The sequence below is a fragment of the Lysinibacillus zambalensis genome (assembly GCF_040183165.1).
Taxonomy (GTDB): domain Bacteria; phylum Bacillota; class Bacilli; order Bacillales_A; family Planococcaceae; genus Lysinibacillus; species Lysinibacillus zambalensis.
Genome location: NZ_JBEGDG010000004.1, coordinates 84,769 through 100,508 on the forward strand (window position 1 = coordinate 84,769; position 15,740 = coordinate 100,508).

The following is a 15,740-nucleotide window of genomic DNA, read 5'->3' on the forward strand; positions in this document are numbered from 1 at the left end:
GGCGATAGCAAAGAGAGGGGTAGTTTCATGGGGATGAAAATGTTGGAGAAGTTGAATGCTTTACCGGGACAATATAATTTGCTTGATTATGAAAAAGCTGCGGCAACACATGATTGGGCAGAGACAGAAAAGGGATTTAGTTGGTATGAAACAGGGCTTGTGAATATGGCATACGAGGCAATTGACCGTCATACGGAAACGCATCGGAAAAACAAAGTTGCACTTTATTTTAATGATGGAAAACGTAAAGAGGCTTATTCTTTCAATGAAATGAAGAAGCTGACAAATAAAGCTGCAAATGTTTTTAAGGCAGCAACAAATTTAGAAAAAGGTGATCGATTATTTATTTTTATGACCCGTTCACCGGAGCTTTATTTTTCTTTATTAGGCGCTTTGAAAATGGGCGTAATCGTAGGTCCGTTATTCGAGGCATTTATGGAAGGTGCTGTTTATGACAGACTTGCAGATAGTGAAGCTAAAGTATTAGTGACAACACCGGAGTTACTTGAACGTGTACCTTTAGAAAAACTACCACATTTGCAGCAAGTCTTTTTAGTAGGATCTGATATAGAGGAAACAACACAAATTTTAGATTTTAATAGACGCTTGAAAGAAGCATCTTCTCAATTTGACATTGAATGGGTGGACAGAGAGGATGGTATGATTCTTCATTATACGTCTGGATCAACAGGGGCACCAAAGGGAGTATTACATGTTCATAATGCAATGCTTCAACAATATCAATCAACACAATGGGTATTAGATTTGCGTGAAGACGATATTTACTGGTGTACGGCTGATCCAGGATGGGTGACAGGCACGGCATATGGCATTTTTGGTCCATGGTTAAATGGTGTCACAATGCTAATTGTGGGTGGAAGATTTTCACCACAAGCTTGGTACCAAGCTATTGAGGATTATAGTGTAACAGTTTGGTATAGTGCACCAACTGCTTTCAGAATGTTAATGGGTGCTGGCAGTGGTATGCTTGAGAACTATGATCTATCTTCGGTACGTCACATTTTATCTGTTGGTGAGCCGTTAAATCCAGAGGTCATTCGTTGGGGGACGGATGAGCTAGGTCACCGTATTCATGATACGTGGTGGATGACAGAAACGGGTGCGCATATGATTTGTAACTATCCTTCTATGGATATTAAGCCAGGTTCAATGGGTAAGCCATTACCAGGTATTTATGCGACGATTGTTGATGACGCTGGTAATGAAGTACCGCCTTTTACAATGGGAAATCTAGCAATCCGACGTGGTTGGCCAGCGATGATGCGTCAAATTTGGGGAAATCCAGAGCGTTATGAATCCTATTTCTTAAAAGGTGAATGGTACGTGACTGGGGACTCTGCCTATATGGATGATGATGGTTACTTCTGGTTCCAAGGGCGTGTAGATGATGTTATTATGACAGCTGGTGAGCGGGTAGGTCCTTTCGAGGTAGAAAGTAAGCTACTAGAGCATCCTGATATCGTCGAGGCAGGGGTGATTGGCAAACCAGATCCTGTACGAGGTGAAATTATTAAAGCGTTTGTATCCTTACGTGAGGGTGTAGAACCTTCGGATGCATTGACTGAGGATATTCGTAATTTTGTTAAGAGGGGCTTATCTGCACACGCAGCACCTCGTGAAATCGAATTTAAGGATAAGCTACCAAAAACACGCAGTGGTAAGATCATGCGTCGAGTGTTAAAGGCGTGGGAGTTAAATTTACCAACTGGTGATTTATCTACGATGGAAGATTAAGACTCAAATAAATTTTTAATATTTTATATAATATTTTCACGTCCAGTTCATAAAAAGAAGGCGGAAATTCATTCGATAAGTGAATTTCCGCCTTCTTTTAACTTATTTCAGAAGTAGAGGGTATCATTTTTTCTTCTAAGTTTGATCATGTCGCTCATATAGCCGGTACACCTTTACAAAAAATTGATTATGGGGCTTTAGAGAAATTTGATGTTGTTTTTACAAGTACGCCTTCAGGGGTGACAAGTGAGCTATTACCTCCGCTGGTAGGAAAAGGTCCTAAATTAATAGACTTGTCTGGTGACTTTCGTTTACAAGATCCCGAGCTATGAAGCGTGGTACGGTAAAAAAGCGGCACCATTGGAAATCATTCAACAAAGTGTATATGGCTTAACCGAATGGAATGCAGAAAATGTTCAACATGCTTCTCTTATCGCAAATCCAGGGTGTTACTCAACAGCGGTATTACTTTCGTTGTTAACGTTTGCTAAAAGAAAGATTGATTGATTCGAGCTTTTTAGTGATTGATGCAAAAAGTGGGATTTCAGGAGCCGGAAACAAACCATCGCAAACAACGCATTTTAGCGAGACGAATGAAAGTTTATCCATCTATAAAACGAATGCACATCAGCATATACCAGAAATTGAGCAGGCTATTTCAATGTTTACAGGGGTCGATACAACCATATCTTTTAGCCTACAAAGTGTAGCTGTTATGCTCTTAGCCTACATGGCTAACAATCGAGGTGTTACCTCATTTTTATCAATAGTAAAAGGGAACTGTACCATAGATCCATTTATTTTTAGTTGTTTGCTTTTTGAAGAGACATTTTGTACAGTGGTAGCATAACAGGTATGAAGGAGGCTTTTAAGATGGAAAAAATTTGTTTTCAGTACGATCAAACATTGCGATTTATGGGGCATCATGAAATGGAGTACAAGCAAGATTTTATTACATCGGCGCATCATTCATTACATAGTCGAAAAGGGGCAGGAAGCGAATATCTAGGTTGGCTTGATCTACCACAGAAGTATGATCAAGAGGAGTTTTCACGAATTCAAGCGACTGCTCGAAAAATAACGGCTGATAGCGAAGTCCTACTTGTCATCGGGATAGGTGGTTCTTATGTAGGGGCAAGAGCCGCGATCGAGGCATTAAATCATTCCTTTTATAATATACAATCGTCTAAACAACGAAAAAGGCCACAAGTGTTTTTTGTTGGCAACAATATTAGCTCTACGTATATAAGCGATCTGCTTTCCTTACTCCAAGGTAAGGATGTCTCTGTCAATGTCATTTCAAAGTCAGGAACAACTACAGAGCCAGCGATTGCTTTTCGTATTTTAAAAAAATTCCTGGAAGAGAAGTATGGGAAAGAAGAAGCACGATCACGAATTTATGTAACAACCGATAAAATGAAAGGGGCTCTTAAAACACTCGCGATGACCGAAGGATATGAGTGTTTTGTTATCCCAGATGATATAGGTGGGCGTTTTTCAGTACTGACCGCTGTGGGCCTTTTACCGATCGCAGTCAGTGGACTGTCTATTCAATCAATGATGGATGGGGCTCTAGCTGCTCAAAACAATTTTAATGATCCTTCTCTTGTCACGAACGAAGCGTATCAATACGCTGTTGTGAGGAACATTTTATACGATAAAGGGATGACGACAGAGGTACTTGTCAACTACGAGCCTTCGTTGCATTATGTAGCGGAATGGTGGAAACAGCTTTTTGGAGAGAGTCAAGGAAAAGATGGTAAAGGATTGTTTCCAGCTTCGGCTAATTTCTCGACCGATTTACATTCCGTGGGACAGTATGTTCAAGAGGGGCGTCGCAACTTATTTGAAACGGTATTGAATGTGAGAAAAGCTCGTGAAGAATTGACAATTGAAGCGGCGGCTACAGATTTGGATGATCTCAACTATTTAGCCGGGAAAACGATTGATTTTGTCAATAATAAAGCTGTTCAAGGAACGATGCTCGCCCATACTGATGGAGGCGTTCCTAATTTGCTTATTACAATTCCTGAATTAAACGAATATCATTTTGGGTATTTGGTGTATTTTTTTGAACTGGCATGCGCTATGAGTGGCTATTTGCTAGGGGTTAACCCATTCGATCAACCTGGGGTTGAAGCGTATAAGACAAATTTGTTCGCTTTGCTTGGAAAACCAGGTTTTGAAAAGCAACAAGCTCTGTTGGAGAAACGACTGCGAAAATGAGATTTGAATAATTGAATAATTGAATAAGATTACATTAAATGCCAGTAGAAGTGTTATTTCTTTTCCTGGTTTTTGGTATGCACTTGGCGAATATGACAACTCGGTGATCCAAGCCCACTCTACTCTTGACAGTGGAACGGGTAGCAAAAATGGGATTAGCCTCTGCTAGGAACATGACGAGAAAACCAAAAGTTTTTTACACGAATAAAATTGAACAACTCAAAAGGGCTTGGGAATTTTTCATTCTCAAGCCCTTTTGATCATCGAATTGTTCTGGTGTCAACGTAAACTGGTGTATTTTTAGGATGTAACGTTTTGAAAAAACTGAGGTAAAAACTCTTTGTGTGCTTCTAACATTTCATCTACAATTTCTTTGGCAATGGTGTCAGAAGGAGACAGTGGGTTGATTGTTAACGCAAGAACTGCTTTATTGTAGTCCCCTGTTACTGCGGCTTCCGTTGCTACTCTTTCAAATGACTTGATTTGTTGGACTAACCCTCGAACTTGTACAGGAAGATCTCCCATCACAATTGGTTTAGGGCCGTCTTTTGTAATAATACAACTCACTTCTACTGCCGAGTCATTTGGAATACTGGCGATTGCACCATTATTTCGTGTGTTAACTGGTTGAATGTCTCTTTTGTCTGTATAGATAGACGTAATTAAGCGAACTGCTGCATCCGAGTAATGCGCGCCACCACGTTTTTCTAATTGAGGTGGTTTAATCGCTAGGTCCGGATCTTTATATAGTTCAAATAATTCGGTTTCTAACTTTTGAACGACCTCGGCGCGAGTACCTTCTTTTTTAGCGTTATCAGTATCTCTTTCTACCATTTCTCTTGTTTTGTAGTAATACATATGGTAAGGGCATGCTAGAACATCAAGAGCTTTAATGAACGCGGGTTCCCAACCTAAGCCTTCGATATTTTTTACAAAGCTGCTATTATTAGGATCCATTAACAGATTAATGACTTGATCTTTAACGCTCTCGCCATCCACATATACGTCTAACCCATAAACCATATGATTGAGACCTGCAAAGTCAATACGAATTCGAGAATGGTCTACATCTAGTAACTTGGCAATCCCCATTTCCATTCCGATTGGAACATTACATAGGCCGACAACTTTTTTTATGGTAGAGTAACGCAATACGGCTTCGGTTATCATGCCAGCAGGATTTGTAAAGTTGATTAACCATGCATCAGGACAGAGCTCTTCCATGTCTTTACAGATATCTAAAATAACCGGAATTGTGCGCAATCCTTTAAATAAACCACCTGGTCCATTTGTTTCCTGACCAAGGACACCATATTTTAATGGAATTCTTTCATCTTTTGCACGAGCATCTAACAGTCCTACACGAAATTGAGTCGTCACAAAATCCGCATCTTTTAAAGCAGCTCTGCGATCAAGCGTTAAGTGCACTTCGATGGGAAGTCCTGCTTTTTCGATCATGCGCTTGGCAAGCCCTCCAACGATTTCTAATTTTTCTTTTCCAGCTTCTATATCGACTAACCATAGTTCCTTTAGAGGTAATTCATCATAGCGTTTAATGAAACCCTCTACTAATTCAGGTGTATAACTTGATCCTCCGCCAATTGTTGCAATTTTAACCCCTTTTGTCATCGTCTAAGCACCTCCGTATAATTTAGCAAACATAGCTATGGAATTTCTTAACTCTTAAGGGTATTACAAAGTGACGTATTCTCACTTTCTGATTTGATTGTATACTCGATTCAGTAAGATGGTGAAGAGAGAAAGAGCATTTAGTTTTTTATAACAAAAGAAAGTATTTGTTACAACGATGTAACGTTGTGTTTTATTGAAAAGATATGGTACGCTACCTTCAAAGTATTGTACTGGTTGTCTTCTCATTTTATAAGGAAAGGAGAATCATTTAGACATGTTTACAATTGAGGCGATTGCGTCATTCAATGAGTTAGAGACATCTGTCTACAACTATATTTGTCAAAACGGCGAAAAAGTGATCTATATGCGGATACGTGAACTTGCAGATGAAACCCATGTATCAACCTCTACGATTTTACGTTTTTGTCGAAAAGTAAATTGTGAGGGCTTTTCAGAATTTAAAGTGAAGCTAAAATGGCATTTAGAAAAAAATAATGCGATTCAGTTAAAAGGCTCCGGGCATTCTGTAATGGAATTTTTCGAGAGGACATTAACAGGAAATCTAGAAGAAAATATTAAGGAAGCTGCTCGTGTTGTGTCAGAATCAGATAATGTCATTTTTATTGGAATCGGAGGTTCTGGTATTCTAGCTGAATACGGAGCACGATATTTCTCAAGCTTAGGTAAATTTTCTGTGTATATAAAAGATCCGTTCTTTCGGATTCAAGCCAACTCAAATAGCGTAACAATCGCTTTATCTGTCAGGGGTGAAAATGATTTTACGGTCACTCATATCAATCAGTTGAAACAAGAAGGAAGTAAGATTATTAGTATTACCAATAGTAAACATTCGACCATAGCGAAAATTTCTGATATAAATATTCCTTATTATGTAACAGAAGAATGGTTTAAAAACGCAGATATTACGACACAGGTACCCGTTATTTATATCTTAGAATCAGTGGCTCGTGAAATTTATAGACTTACTCAAGAAGAAAACTAGTTATAGTTCGCTCCTTGTCAACGTAGAGGGTAATAAAAAATATTTTTTTTATCTTTATTTAGACAATGTCCGTGTTCCGAACGGGCTCTTTAAACCCACGCCGGCTCTCTTTTGTCATCGTCTTCTTATGTTTGTTTTAAACATTTTGTAGAATTCAAAATGTATATTGTTCTTACAAAAAAAGATTATTATTTGTTAAGATAATAAAAAAAGAAAGCGCTTACAGTTGAATGTATGTGTTGTTCCTGTTTGGTAGGCAAAATCTACGTTTGAAATCAAATTGCTAAAAGGCTATTCTTAAATCCACATTTAGATTTTTATGTCATCGTTATTTTTATTTGCAAACAACTCGTGAAGGGGGAGTCTAAATGTACATCAAAAAGATTTTAAACAATAATGTTGTTGTGACGACTACTAAATTGAATCAGGAAATTGTAGTTATGGGGAAGGGGTTGGCTTTTCAGAAGAAAATTGGTGAGACTATTGATGCTTCCAAAATTGAAAAGACCTTTGTATTGGAGAACAATGAGATCTCTGAGAAGCTTTCTATTTTATTGAAAGATACTTCTGAACTATACATGAATATTTCTTCAAAAATTTTTGACTATGCCCAATCCCAACTTTCAAGCAAATTGGATGAGTATTTATATGTTGCATTAACGGATCACTTAAGCTTCGCGATTAGCAGACACAAACAAGGGATGTATTTAAAGAACGTATTGTTATGGGAAATTCGAAAATATTATAAGCAGGAGTTTCAAATTGCCTTAAAATCCTTAGATATCATTGAAAGTGATACAGGAATCCGACTTGGAGAAGATGAGGCCGCTTCGATTGCCTTGCATTTAGTGAACAGTCAACTATTCAGTGAAGATATGGCTACATCTGTACGAATTACTGAAATTGTTAAAAATATTTTGAATATTGTTAAATATCATTTCCGGATGGAATTAGATGAAAGTTCAGTCAACCATGAACGTTTCTTAACTCATCTTCGTTTCTCTGCAATCCGGTTTATTCGGAAAGAGAAAGAGAAAGAGAAAGAGAAAGAGAAAGAGGCCAAAAGAAATGACCCATTCCTTTATAAACAAGTAAAAAAGAAATATTCAACGGCCTTTCAGTGTAGTCAAAAGATTATGGTCTATTTGGAGAATACGTATGGTTGGGTTATATCGAATGAAGAAATAACTTATTTAACATTACACATTCATCGTATCATCAACCGATACAAATTAGATGGTTCATCTGAATAAAAACTTATTTTTAAAAAATACTGAAAAATTTGACTTTAATATTAATTCAGTATATTGTGATTATAAGATAATTATCAATCTATTAAAAAACAACTAATAAGGGAGGCAGTTACTATGAAAAAAGTAACTATTAATAAAGTAGAGAAAATACTTCCTCTAATCAACATATTTAATTTTAGAAACATTACTACTTATTAGTTAACTAATTCTATTGATTACTTATAAGGTTTTAGATAAATTGTCGGGCATGAGAACCGTGTCAAGCAACTTGGGTTAATTTAGTAAAACGAATGAAATATAAGGGTACTTGCAATAAAGTAGTCAATATAAGAATCTTTTCTTTGGTGTTTGTTTCAACGCAATAACCTTAACAGAAATGGGTTCTTTTTCATATTTTAAGTGAAAAAGAGAATCCAAAGAAAAGCTGATAGGTAATTTTTCAGTGGGATTTTGTATATGTGGATAAATAATCTAGGGTAAATTAAATATCTTTTGAAGGAATGTTACCATCTTTGGGCATAACCTGATTTACTTTGAACGGCACGATGTATGAATGTGCCTTGTTCCAAGTTGAATCAGGTTTTTTTGTTGAAAAAATCACCATCACTTGTTTTGAATGATTTCTCACTAGCAAAATGGTTGCTATCTAGGAGTGTTCAATGTGTGACGGCGACATCCCTTAAAGATGGTGGAAAACATTATTGAGAAAGCGCTACTAATAAATTGGATTGCTTTTTTGAACCCGATTTACCGGACTTGCTCTTTTCAAAAAGAGAACGACTTTTCGATTTAAAATTCCTAATATAGTGTATTTTATCTGGTTTAAGAGGACTATATTATGTAGGTTTTTTGATGTCTGTGTTCATTTGTGAAAAAAGGATAGAAAGGGGAGGTGGAGTCAGTTGAAGTATGAACAATTGGCAAAAGATATTATTGAAAATGTTGGCGGTAAGGAAAATGTGATCAGCGTTGTTCATTGTATTACTCGTTTGCGTTTTAAGTTAAAAGATGAAGGAAAGGTACAGACTGATGTCCTAAAGAATATGGAAGGCATTGTTATGGTCATGAAAAGTGGTGGTCAGTATCAAGTGGTCATCGGAAATCATGTACCAGATGTCTATAAAGCAGTTGTCGAGATTGGCGGTTTTCATACAGAAGCGTCTGTAGAAGATGTTGATAAAAAGAAAGAAGGGTTATTTACCCAATTTATTGACGTCGTTTCGAGTATCTTTACTCCGATTCTTGGTGTTTTAGCAGCAACCGGGATGATTAAAGGGTTTAATGCTCTGTTTGTCACATTGGGCTGGTTAAGCAATACTTCAGGGACTTATCAAATCATAAACGCTATAGGCGATTCATTGTTTTATTTTTTCCCAATCTTCCTCGGTTACACAGCTAGTAAGAAATTCGGGGGAAATATTTTTATCGGGATGGCTATAGGGGCCTCATTGGTTTATCCAACGCTGTCTCCAGCACTGTCTGACCTAACAGATGGTGAACCGCTGTATACATTGTTTGCGGGCACAATCATTGAATCACCTATTTATCTCACATTTTTAGGAATGCCTGTTATTTTAATGACATATGCATCGTCTGTTATTCCGATCATTCTTGCCGCTTATTTTGGGGCAAAAGTAGAGAATGGATTTAAAAAAGTAATTCCCGATGTTGTGAAAATGTTCTTGGTGCCTTTCTTTACATTGCTTGTTGTTGTACCGATTACATTCATGGTCATTGGACCCATTGCAACATGGTCTGGTCAACTTTTAGGACAAGGAACAATTTGGATTTATGAACTAAGCCCATTAGTGGCTGGAGCTTTTCTAGGTGGTTTGTGGCAAGTATTTGTTATTTTCGGTCTGCACTGGGGTTTGGTTCCGGTTGCGATAAACAATATTTCGGTTTTGGGTTCAGATCCAATTTTAGCATTGACATTTGCGGCTTCTTTCGCACAAATCGGAGCTGTTCTGGCAGTGTGGATTAAAACGAAACAGCAAAAGTTGAAAACTCTTAGTATTCCAGCGTTTATTTCTGGTGTTTTCGGCGTCACTGAGCCAGCGATTTATGGAGTGACCCTTCCATTGAAAAAACCGTTTATTATGAGTTGTGTTGCTGCGGCTGTTGGAGGAGCAATCCTAGGAGTATCGGGGACTCAGCAATTTATGATGGGAGGCCTAGGGATTTTTGGTTTTCCAGCCTTTATCGATCCCGAGAATGGGTTCACTGCAGGATTTTTGGGCGCCTTTATCGCGGTTCTTGTTGGTTTTGTACTCGCGTTTATCCTGACGTTTTTATTTGGAATGGGAAGAAGGACAAAAATAGCGGAAACTGCTGGCGATACGCTAGTTTCAACACAAAATGCGAACAGCGGAGAACCAGAAATGCCTGTTGAAAATGATGTGATTGCGAGTCCGTTAATGGGTGAAGTGATAGGTGTATCAGATCTGAAAGATGCAGCATTTGCATCAGGTGCACTCGGAAAAGGAGTTGCTATTGAGCCTATAGAAGGGAAATTATTTTCACCCGTTTCTGGAACGGTTTCTGCGCTTTTTCCAACTAATCATGCGATTGGGATTACAACCGATCAAGGGGTAGAAATTTTAATTCATCTAGGGATGGATACTGTCCAACTTGATGGGAAATATTTCACTGCTCATACAGCACTAGGTGCTCGTCTAGAGAAAGGGCAACTTCTGATTGAATTTGATATTGCGGCAATTAAGGCAGCAGGATATGATGTGACAACACCAATCGTTGTGACCAATTCTGATAACTACAATCTTCTAGTGATAACGAAAGTTAAGCACGTTGAAGTCGGTGATTGTTTAATCGAGTTGGAGGGGATAACTTCAGGCAGTAGTTTGTCACTACTTTAAGTGATGGGTTAGTATCCAGTCGGAGGGGAAGCCCCCTCCGGCAGATGTCGCAATTTTGAAAGGATTGGGGGAATGCACGTCCTTTTAAAAACTAGGCGTAAGTGATCTCTTTATTATCAATATGAAGGGAAGCGTTGTTGAACTCACAATGCACGTTTTCCTTCCACTACTATTATAAAGGAGTTTTAGTATGTATAATTTAGTATTTCCTAAAGACTTTTTATGGGGCGGTGCAATCGCTGCCAATCAAGTTGAAGGAGCTTCTTTTAAAGATGGAAAGGGATTAACAATTGTTGATTTGCTGCCGACCGGCAAAAAACGCTGGGAAGTGATGACTGGACAAATCAATTCCTTTCAACCAATCGAAGAAGAATATTACCCATCTCATGGTGCGATCGATTTTTATCATCATTTTAAAGAGGATATTGCTTTGTTTGCGGAAATGGGATTCAAAGTGCTGCGTGTTTCCGTGGCTTGGGCACGAATTTTTCCAAATGGTGATGAGGATCAACCAAATGAGGCAGGCTTGCGGTTTTATGATGATTTATTCGACGAACTTTTAAATAATGGAATTGAACCTGTTGTGACGATTGCTCATTTTGATGTACCTATCCACTTGATCGAAACGTATGGTAGTTGGCGAAATCGAAAATTGGTCCATTTTTTTGAAACGTACGCAACAACTCTGTTTACTAGGTACAAGGATTAAGTAAAGTACTGGATAACATTTAATGAGATCAATATGCTTCTGCACTTACCGTTTGTAGGCGCTGGCCTTGTTTTTAAAGAGGGAGAGAATAAACAACAAATTCAATATCAAGCGGCACATCATCAGCTTGTCGCATCTGCACTTGCTGTTAAAGCTTGTCATGAAATCATACCGAATGCAAAAATTGGTTGTATGTTAGCAGCAGGATCTACCTATCCATATACATGTCATCCGGAAGATATTTGGAGTGCAATGGAAAAAGACCGTGAGTCCTTTTTCTTCATTGATGTGCAATCACGAGGCCAATACCCAAGCTATGCAAAGCGCTTTTTTAAAGATCACCATTTGACGATTGAAATGGAAAAAGAGGATGAAGAACTTCTGAAAAATCATACCGTTGATTATATCGGGTTCAGCTATTACGCAAGCAGGGTAACAAGCACGGATCCTGAAGTATTAAAAAATACGACAAATGGGAATGTATTTGGTTCTGTTGAAAATCCGTTTTTAGAAAAGTCGGAATGGGGTTGGGGGATAGATCCTAAGGGTTTACGGATTACTGCGAATCAGTTATACGATCGCTATCAAAAGCCTTTATTTGTGGTTGAAAATGGCCTAGGTGCTGTCGATAAAGTAACTCCTGAAGGTGAAATTAATGACGATTATCGGATCGAATACTTAAGAAAACACATTGTAGAAATGGCTGAAGCAATCGAGGATGGCGTAGAGATAATAGGGTATACAAGTTGGGGACCAATCGATCTGGTCAGTGCTTCTACGGGCGAAATGAAAAAACGGTATGGCTATATTTATGTCGACAAAGATAATGAAGGTAAGGGATCGCTAAAGAGAATGAAAAAGAAGAGCTTCCACTGGTACAAGAAAGTGATTGAATCCAACGGAGAAAAATCTCGATTAACCAAAGCCGATTGAGTTTGGAGCTTTTTAAATGTACCCTTTATAAAGGATGTTGAAAAAGGTTAGGCAACTTTTGAAGCTGCTGTCTGTATTTTGCAGGCGACAGCTTTTTTTTAATTTCATTAATCTCGATAAATAAAGATTACGAAAAATCCGAAAATAAATAAAAATTCAGTTGACTTAATAAATATGCAGACGTATACTAACTTTAACTTATTACAGAGGTGAGTGCATTGAGAGTAGGAATTGTTGGTGCAACCGGGTATGGTGGATTAGAGCTTATTCGATTTTTACATAATCATAAAGCGGTGGAGCGGATCGATTTATTCACATCCTCAGAAGAGGGTGTCACTTTTTCTTCTAAGTTTGGTCATCTCGTTCATATAGCCGATACACCTTTACAAAAAATTGATTATGAGGCTTTGGAGAAATTTGATGTTGTTTTTACAAGTACGCCTTCAGGGGTGACAAGTGAGCTATTACCTCCGCTGGTAGGGAAAGGTCCTAAATTAATAGACTTGTCTGGTGACTTTCGTTTACAAGATCCAGCGAGCTATGAAGCGTGGTACGGTAAAAAAGCGGCACCATTGGAAATTATTCAACAAAGTGTATATGGCTTAACCGAATGGAATGCAGAAAATGTTCAACATGCTTCTCTTGTCGCAAATCCAGGGTGTTACCCAACAGCGGTATTACTTTCGTTGTTACCGTTGCTAAAAGAAAGATTGATTGATTCGAGCTTTTTAGTGATTGATGCTAAAAGTGGGATTTCAGGAGCCGGAAATAAACCATCGCAAACAACGCATTTTAGCGAGGCGAATGAAAGTTTATCAATCTATAAAACGAATGCACATCAGCATATACCAGAAATTGAGCAGGCCATTTCAATGTTTACAGGGGTCGATACAACTATTACTTTTAATACCCATTTAGTGCCAATGACTAGAGGGATTTTATCTACCTCATATGCACCTGTTATGCCTGGTGTTACAGAAGAGCAGCTAGTAGCTTGTTTACGGAGTGCTTATGAAAAGCATCCGTTTGTACGGATTGTTACAGATGCTAATAGTCTGGGAACAAACCGTGTTAAAGGTTCGAACTATTGCGATATTTTAGTGAAAGTAGATAGCCGTACGAATCGTGCCACAATCGTTGGCGTTATCGATAATTTAGTCAAAGGGGCTGCTGGGCAAGCCATTCAAAATATGAACGTTCAATTAGATTTACCACAAATTACAGGATTGGATGTCGTTCCATTCTTTATTTAACTTCTTTCAGAAAAATGTTTTATGTAGCGAAAGCATAGCGTCAGCTTCAAATGTTTCTTATCTCTTATGTCGAGGATAATTGATTAACTAAGGAGGAAAGATTTTATGACATTAATAGCATCCGCAAGTATGATGAAAAAATTATCAAGTAAAAATATTGTTTCACCAAAGGGCTTTAAAGCTGCGGGTTTACACTGTGGTTTAAAGCATAAGAAAAAGGATTTAGCTGTATTAGTCAGTGAAGTACCAGCGAGTGTAGCAGGTGTCTTTACAACGAATGCTGTGCAGGCAGCACCATTAAAAGTAACAAAAGAAGTTGTGTACACAACGAAAAAAATGCAGGCGATGATTGTCAACTCCGGAAATGCTAATGCATGTACAGGGAAGCAAGGAGCGAAGGATGCACAAACAATGCAATTCCTAGTAGCGGAAAAGCTTGGTATCGAGGCAAATTTAGTAGGAGTTTGCTCGACAGGTGTCATCGGTGAAATTATGAAAATGGAGCCAGTAGCAAATGGGATTAATCAGTTAGAGCCAAAGGATAATTTAGAAAGTGCGATTGATTTTGCCCAAGCGATATTAACAACAGATACCGTTATGAAAAACACGAGTTACAGCACTATCGTTGATGGTAAGGAGGTTATTATCGCTGGTGTTGCAAAAGGTTCGGGTATGATTGAACCAAATATGGCGACAATGCTAGGTTTTATTACGACAGATGCAAATATTGAATCAGAAGTTCTACAGGCTACTTTATCTGATCTAACAAACTTGACTTTTAATGCAATTACAGTGGATGGAGATACATCTACAAATGACACAGTAGTTGTGATGGCAAACGGCTTAGCAGGCAATGAAGCTCTAACTCCTAATCATCCAGATTGGCAAAACTTCTACTTTACTTTGAAAACAGTAGCTCAAGACTTAGCGAAAATGATTGCCAAAGATGGTGAAGGTGCAACGAAGCTAATTGAGGTTGAAGTTGAAGGGGCAATTTCGGATGAAGAAGGGCGTAAAATTGCTAAAACAGTAGTCGGTTCACCGCTTGTGAAAACGGCAGTATTTGGCTGTGATGCAAACTGGGGACGTATTATTGCTGCTGTAGGCTATAGTGGCGCAACGGTTGATCCGGAAAAAATTACGATCCAAATTGGCGGTGTAACTATGGTTGAAAACGGTGAGCCAGTTCCATTCTCGGAGGATGAGTTAATTCAAATTTTAAAAATGCATGAAGTGAAAATTTATGTGTCACTTGGTATTGGGGAAGGCAAGGGGCATGCTTGGGGATGTGATCTAACTTATGACTACGTTCAAATCAATGCCTCGTATCGCTCGTAAACGAATGGTTATTAAGCTTGGGGGTAGTACGCTAGAAGGGTTAAATGAATCATTTTTTGAGAATTTTAAAAAACTTCAAGAGAGCGGTGCAGAGCTTATTATTACCCATGGTGGTGGCCCAGCTATCAATCGTGAACTTGCGGAGCGTGGAATAAAATCACATGCTATAAACGGTATTCGTGTAACGAGCGAAGCTGTAATGGATATCGTACAGTCAACGTTATTAGGAAAGGTCAATCCGGCGCTTGTTCATGAATTAACAACGGCTGGCATAGCTGCAATTGGTTTAAACGGATTTGATGATCAGTTGATTGTAGCCGATTATTTAGATAAAGATGTATTCGGGTTTGTTGGTGAAGTGAAGACCGTCAATACACCTTTGCTAGAAACATTAATAAATGCAGGGGTAGTACCAGTTATTGCTTGCGTCGGAGCGGATGTACATGGTCAAGCGTTGAATATTAATGGAGATACGATAGCAAGTGAAATAGCACTAGCTTTAGAGGCAGATAGCTTATTACTTGTAACAGATGTAAATGGTATTCGAATAAACGGTGAATATCAATCGAAAGTAACACCTTCTTTCATCAATCAATGGATAGAGGAGGGGCATATTTACGGTGGGATGATACCTAAGGTTCAAGGAGCTCTCGAATGCTTAAATTCAGGTATTCCATCCGTGCAAATTGTTGGGGAATCCTTAGTAGGTACGACAATTTTATCTCATTTGAATTAAATGCTTGTCCCCGCCTTTGAAAGTTA

General features: G+C 38.3%; 12 protein-coding genes and 1 pseudogene. 12 read left to right on the plus strand and 1 reads right to left on the minus strand.

The genetic code is table 11. From position 1 onward, the window contains the following. Positions 1–27: 27 nt before the first annotated feature. The 5 genes from acsA (at position 28) to ABNX05_RS07575 (ending at position 3,981) form a co-directional block, all read left to right on the plus strand. Positions 28–1,755, plus strand: a complete 1,728-nt coding sequence (gene acsA / locus ABNX05_RS07555; RefSeq protein ID WP_432760129.1) for an acetate--CoA ligase — start codon at positions 28–30, stop codon at positions 1,753–1,755. A gap of 182 nt (positions 1,756–1,937) precedes the next feature. Continuing rightward, positions 1,938–2,087 carry a hypothetical protein gene (locus ABNX05_RS07560; protein ID WP_349659308.1) on the plus strand — a complete coding sequence of 50 codons (150 nt, stop codon included), beginning with the start codon at positions 1,938–1,940 and terminating at the stop codon, positions 2,085–2,087. Continuing rightward, positions 2,056–2,262, plus strand: coding sequence for a hypothetical protein (locus ABNX05_RS07565; protein WP_349659165.1), 207 nt, complete (start codon positions 2,056–2,058; stop codon positions 2,260–2,262). The genes ABNX05_RS07560 and ABNX05_RS07565 overlap by 32 nt, the downstream gene beginning before the upstream one ends. After that, positions 2,255–2,605, plus strand: a complete 351-nt coding sequence (locus ABNX05_RS07570; RefSeq protein ID WP_349659166.1) for an Asd/ArgC dimerization domain-containing protein — start codon at positions 2,255–2,257, stop codon at positions 2,603–2,605. Before ABNX05_RS07565 ends, ABNX05_RS07570 begins: the two co-directional genes overlap by 8 nt. 23 nt (positions 2,606–2,628) lie before the next feature. Continuing rightward, positions 2,629–3,981 carry a glucose-6-phosphate isomerase gene (locus tag ABNX05_RS07575; RefSeq protein WP_349659167.1) on the plus strand — a complete coding sequence of 451 codons (1,353 nt, stop codon included), beginning with the start codon at positions 2,629–2,631 and terminating at the stop codon, positions 3,979–3,981. A 300-nt stretch (positions 3,982–4,281) separates the two neighbouring features. Here ABNX05_RS07575 and ABNX05_RS07580 read toward each other — a convergent pair whose 3' ends face one another. Next, positions 4,282–5,610, minus strand: coding sequence for a 6-phospho-beta-glucosidase (locus ABNX05_RS07580; RefSeq protein ID WP_349659168.1), 1,329 nt, complete (start codon positions 5,608–5,610; stop codon positions 4,282–4,284). A 277-nt stretch (positions 5,611–5,887) separates the two neighbouring features. On the opposite strand from ABNX05_RS07580, the gene ABNX05_RS07585 reads away from it, so the two are divergent. The 7 genes and pseudogenes from ABNX05_RS07585 to argB all read left to right on the plus strand — a co-directional run bounded on the left by ABNX05_RS07585 (position 5,888) and on the right by argB (position 15,714). Next, positions 5,888–6,616 (plus strand): MurR/RpiR family transcriptional regulator, encoded by a 729-nt coding sequence (locus ABNX05_RS07585; protein WP_349659169.1) that lies wholly within the window; start codon positions 5,888–5,890, stop codon positions 6,614–6,616. A gap of 368 nt (positions 6,617–6,984) precedes the next feature. Continuing rightward, a complete protein-coding gene (gene licT / locus ABNX05_RS07590) occupies positions 6,985–7,869 on the plus strand; it encodes a BglG family transcription antiterminator LicT (RefSeq protein ID WP_349659170.1) in 885 nt (294 codons plus the stop codon). Between the two features lie 902 nt (positions 7,870–8,771). Beyond that, a complete protein-coding gene (locus ABNX05_RS07595; RefSeq protein WP_349659171.1) occupies positions 8,772–10,745 on the plus strand; it encodes a beta-glucoside-specific PTS transporter subunit IIABC in 1,974 nt (657 codons plus the stop codon). Positions 10,746–10,935: 190 nt separating this feature from the next. Then, positions 10,936–12,387 (plus strand): annotated as a pseudogene (locus tag ABNX05_RS07600) (6-phospho-beta-glucosidase). A 218-nt stretch (positions 12,388–12,605) separates the two neighbouring features. After that, complete coding sequence (gene argC, locus ABNX05_RS07605) at positions 12,606–13,640, plus strand: N-acetyl-gamma-glutamyl-phosphate reductase (protein WP_349659172.1); 1,035 nt, start codon at positions 12,606–12,608, stop codon at positions 13,638–13,640. 105 nt (positions 13,641–13,745) lie between these two features. Then, positions 13,746–14,978 (plus strand): bifunctional glutamate N-acetyltransferase/amino-acid acetyltransferase ArgJ, encoded by a 1,233-nt coding sequence (gene argJ, locus ABNX05_RS07610; protein ID WP_349659173.1) that lies wholly within the window; start codon positions 13,746–13,748, stop codon positions 14,976–14,978. Further along, positions 14,941–15,714, plus strand: coding sequence for an acetylglutamate kinase (gene argB / locus ABNX05_RS07615; RefSeq protein WP_349659174.1), 774 nt, complete (start codon positions 14,941–14,943; stop codon positions 15,712–15,714). Before argJ ends, argB begins: the two co-directional genes overlap by 38 nt. The last annotated feature ends 26 nt before the right edge of the window (positions 15,715–15,740 follow it).

Coding starts and splice junctions, on each gene's coding strand:
- ABNX05_RS07585 (WP_349659169.1), top strand. CDS start 5,888: ATGTTTACAATTGAGGCGATTGCGTCATTCAATGAGTTAGAGACATCT.
- acsA (WP_432760129.1), top strand. CDS start 28: ATGGGGATGAAAATGTTGGAGAAGTTGAATGCTTTACCGGGACAATAT.
- argJ (WP_349659173.1), top strand. CDS start 13,746: ATGACATTAATAGCATCCGCAAGTATGATGAAAAAATTATCAAGTAAA.
- ABNX05_RS07575 (WP_349659167.1), top strand. CDS start 2,629: ATGGAAAAAATTTGTTTTCAGTACGATCAAACATTGCGATTTATGGGG.
- argB (WP_349659174.1), top strand. CDS start 14,941: ATGACTACGTTCAAATCAATGCCTCGTATCGCTCGTAAACGAATGGTT.
- ABNX05_RS07580 (WP_349659168.1), bottom strand. CDS start 5,610: ATGACAAAAGGGGTTAAAATTGCAACAATTGGCGGAGGATCAAGTTAT.
- licT (WP_349659170.1), top strand. CDS start 6,985: ATGTACATCAAAAAGATTTTAAACAATAATGTTGTTGTGACGACTACT.